Source organism: Xenorhabdus kozodoii, from assembly GCF_002632875.1.
Taxonomy (GTDB): domain Bacteria; phylum Pseudomonadota; class Gammaproteobacteria; order Enterobacterales; family Enterobacteriaceae; genus Xenorhabdus; species Xenorhabdus kozodoii.
The window spans coordinates 1-4,598 of record NZ_NJCX01000055.1; the positions used below are offsets into that span (position 1 = coordinate 1).

1 protein-coding gene is annotated in these 4,598 nt (G+C 59.0%); it reads left to right on the forward strand.

All coding sequences use genetic code 11. The annotated features are described in order from the left end of the window. Positions 1-4,598: non-ribosomal peptide synthetase (locus Xkoz_RS18835; protein WP_141554449.1), on the forward strand; the 4,598-nt coding region annotated here is incomplete at both ends.

The window sequence follows — 4,598 nt, forward strand, 5'->3', positions numbered from 1 at the left end:
GCAGCCTGCTGGCGTTTGATACCCGTGAGCGGCTTGATCGCTTTCTGGCGGCCTTGCAACAGGTTATCGACCGCCATGATATCCTGCGCACGGCGGTTTACTGGCAAGGGTTGGAACAACCCGTTCAGGCAGTCTGGCGTCAGGCGCCATTGACTATCCGTGAATTTACCCCGGCCAGCCCGGATGATATTCCCGCGCAGTTACTGGCGCACACCGATCCACGCCAGCACCGTATCGATTTAAATCAGGCACCGCTGTTTGCCATCGATATCGCCCACGATCCGGCACAGGATGAGTGGTTACTCTCCCTGCGCTTCCACCATCTGGTCAGTGACCATGTCACGTTGGATCTGGTTTTTGCCGAGGTGGCCGAGGTGCTTAAGGGCAACGCCAACACCCTGCCCACCCTGCTGCCCTATCGCAATTTTATCGCCCAGACATTGCGGGTGCCCGTGGCGGAGCATGAAGCCTATTTTCGCAGCCAACTGGCGGAGATTGACGAGCCCACGGCTCCCTTCGGGATACTCAAAATACCCAGCGATAACAGTGCCATTGACACCAACAGCCTGCTGCTTGATGCCACGTTGGCGAAGGCGATCCGCTCTCAGGCGCGCCGGCTGGGGGTCAGCCCCAGTGTGCTGTTCCACGTCGCGTGGGCGCAGGTGCTGGCACAAACCAGCGGCCGCGATGATGTGGTGTTTGGCTCTGTCCTGCTGGGACGGTTGCAAGGCGGCGCGGGGGCGGATCGTATATTGGGGATGTTTATCAACACCCTGCCCCTGCGCGTCTCCCTGCACGGGCGTTCGGTACAAGCGATGGTGCAGGAAACCTATCAAAATTTAACCGCCTTGCTGGAGCATGAACAAGCGCCATTGGCGCTGGCGCAACGGTGCAGCGGGGTGGAACAGCCCATGCCGCTGTTCAGTGCCTTACTGAATTACCGTCACAGTTCATCAGGTGAAACCGGGGCGGTTGAAACCCCCTGGGCGGGCATTCGGACGTTGGCCGCCGAGGAGCGCACCAACTATCCCATCACGATGGGCGTGGATGACCTGGGGGAGGATTTCCAACTGACGACGTTGACCGTCACCGACATTGCGCCGGAACGGATCACTGCCTATCTGGTCACGGCTATCCGCGGTTTGGTTGAGGCTTTAATCCATCATCCGCAGCAAGAGATCCGGGATATCCCCATCTTGCCGGCGGCAGAGCGGCAACAACTGCTGGGGGATTTCAACGCCACCCAGATCGCATTCCCACAAGAAGCGTTGATCCACCAATGGATTGAGGCGCAGGCAGACCAGCACCCCGATGCTATTGCGGTTAGCTTTGAAAACCACACCCTGAGCTATAGTGAACTCAATAGCCGTGCCAACCAGTTAGCCCATCACCTGATAACGCTGGGGGTGCGGCCGGATGATCGGGTCGCGATTTGTGTCGAGCGCAGTCTGGAGATGGTGGTGGGTTTGCTGGCTATCCTGAAAGCTGGCGGCGCTTATGTGCCACTCGATCCGGACTACCCCGCCGACCGGCTGGCCTATATGCTGGACGATGCGGCACCGACGGTTTTACTGACCCAGACCACGTTACACGATAAGCTCAACAGCCCCTTGCCGGCGGTGTTACTGGATACGATCCTTGACCGCTATGGTTCGTTTTTGTCCAGCCAACCGGCTGGCAACCCCGATATACAGGCGCTGGGGCTGACCTCCCGTCATTTGGCCTATGTGATTTATACCTCCGGCTCCACAGGCTTGCCCAAAGGCGTGATGAATGCGCACCGCGGGGTAGTTAACCGCCTGCTCTGGGCGCAGGAGACTTATCAATTAACTTCCCAGGATCGCGTGTTACAAAAAACGCCGTTCAGTTTTGATGTGTCTGTCTGGGAATTCTTCCTGCCCCTGATGTTTGGCGCCCAACTGGTGATGGCTCGCCCCGGCGGCCATAAAGAGCCGCATTATTTGTTGGAGGAGATAGAAAGCCGTCATATCACGACGATCCACTTTGTGCCCTCCATGTTGCAAACTTTTCTCCATTATATTCCGGCCGGCCGTTGCCCTTCCCTGCGCCAGATTTTATGCAGCGGGGAAGCGCTGCCTTATCCCCTGCAACAACACTGCCTGTCCCACTTGCCGCACAGTGAACTGCATAATTTATATGGTCCCACGGAAGCGGCTATTGATGTCACGGCCTGGCAATGTGTGCCGGATCGCTACCACGGGAAGGTGCCGATTGGGCACCCGATTGCCAATACGCAAATCTATATTCTCGATAGCCGCGGGGAACCGGTTCCCATGGGAGTGGCGGGGGGAATTTACATCGGCGGGGTGGGCGTTGCCCGCGGTTACCTCAACCGCCCCGAACTGACCGCCGAACGTTTCCTTGCCGATCCTTTTGCCACGGAGCCGGACGCCCGGATGTACAAAACTGGCGACCTCGGCCGCTGGTTGCCCGACGGCAATATTGACTACCTTGGCCGCAATGATTTTCAGGTCAAACTGCGCGGCTTCCGCATCGAGCTGGGGGAAATCGAGGCCCGGCTGACCCAATGTGACGGGGTGTGCGAAGCGGTGGTGATCGCCCGCGAAGACGAACCCGGCCAGAAACGGCTGGTCGCCTACCTGCGGCCAGAGGACGGGGCGGAACTGGCGCCGGCAGAACTACGCCAGCAACTCAGCCAGCATCTGGCGGACTATATGCTGCCCAGTGCGTTTGTGACACTGGAGACCTTCCCGCTGACGCCCAACGGCAAACTCGATCGCAAGGCGCTGCCGGCACCGGATTTAGCGGCGGTTGCCACTCGCGACTATGCCGCGCCGGTCGGTGAGAGCGAAATCGCGCTGGCACAAATCTGGCAAGAGTTGCTGGGACTGGAACAGGTCAGCCGCCATGACCATTTCTTTGAACTCGGCGGCCATTCGCTGATGATTGTCAGCCTGATCGAAGGGCTGCGTCATCGGGGCTGGCGGCTCGACATTCGCAGCGTATTTGCCGCCCCGGTTCTGGCTGAAATGGCGCAGGCTATCCGGCATGACACCGAGACGTTTGTCGTGCCCCCCAACCTGATCCCGGACGGCTGCACCGCCATCACGCCGGCTATGCTGCCGCTGGTTTCCCTCTCCCAAAGTGAAATTGAGGCCATCGTTGGGCAGGTGCCGGGCGGGGCGAGTAATGTGCAGGATATTTACCCGCTGGCGCCGTTGCAGGCCGGAATTTTGTTCCATCATCTGTTACAGGAACACGGGGATAACTACCTGTTGCGCAGCCTGCTGGCGTTTGATACCCGTGAGCGGCTTGATCGCTTTCTGGCGGCCTTGCAACAGGTTATCGACCGCCATGATATCCTGCGCACGGCGGTTTACTGGCAAGGACTGGAACAACCCGTGCAGGTGGTCTGGCGTCAGGCGTCGCTGGCTATCCGTGAATTCACCCCGGCCAGCCCGGATGATATTCCCGCCCAGTTACTGGCGCACACCGATCCACGCCAGCACCGTATTGACCTGGATCACGCGCCGTTGTTCATCACAGATATCGCCTTTGATCCGGCACAGAATGAATGGTTGCTGGCGCTGCGCTTCCATCATCTGGTCAGTGACCATATGACCCTGGAGCTGATTTTTGCGGAAGTCGCCCTCATCTTGCAGGGAAGTCCGGAAGAAATACGGCCGACGGTGCCTTATCGTAATTTTATCGCCCAAATATTAAGCGTGCCAATGGCCGAACACGAAGCCTATTTCCGCAGCCAACTGGCGGAGATTGACGAACCCACGGCCCCGTTTGGGGTACTCGACGTACAAACAGACAACGGTCTGATCACAGAAGCGTCTCTCCCTCTCGCCCCTGAGCTGGCAACCGCCATCCGCACCCAGGCGCGCCGTTTCGGGGTCAGCCCCAGTGTGCTGTTCCACGTCGCGTGGGCGCAGGTGCTGGCGCAAACCAGCGGCCGCGAGGATGTGGTGTTTGGCTCTGTGCTGCTCGGCCGGCTGCAAGGCGGCGCGGGGGCGGATCAAATACTGGGGATGTTTATCAACACCCTGCCCCTGCGGATTTCTTTGGGCGGGCGTTCGGTACAAGACACCGTACAGGAAGCCTACCACAACCTGATCGCCTTGCTGGAGCATGAGCAGACCCCGTTAGTGCTGGCACAGCGGTGCAGTGGCGTGGAACCGCCCCTGCCGCTGTTCAGCAGCTTGCTGAATTATCGCCATAGCGCATCGGGTGATACCGAAGCGATTGAGGCCACCTGGGCGGGCATCCGTATTTTGGTCGCCGAGGAGAGCACCAACTATCCTATTACCCTGTCGGTGGATGATTTGGGCGACGGTTTCCAATTGACCGCCCTGACCACAGCCGAGATTGCGCCGGCACGGATCAATACCTATCTGGCGACGGCCATTCGCGGATTGGTTAAGGCTTTAACGCACAACCCGCAACAAGACATTCGGGATATCCCGATCTTGCCGGCGGCAGAGCGGCAACAATTGCTGGGGGATTTCAATGCCACCCAAACGGATTTCCCGCAAGACGCGTTCATCCACCAACTATTTGAAGCACAGGCAGAACAGCATCCCGACAGCCTTGCCGCGGTCTTTGAGGAT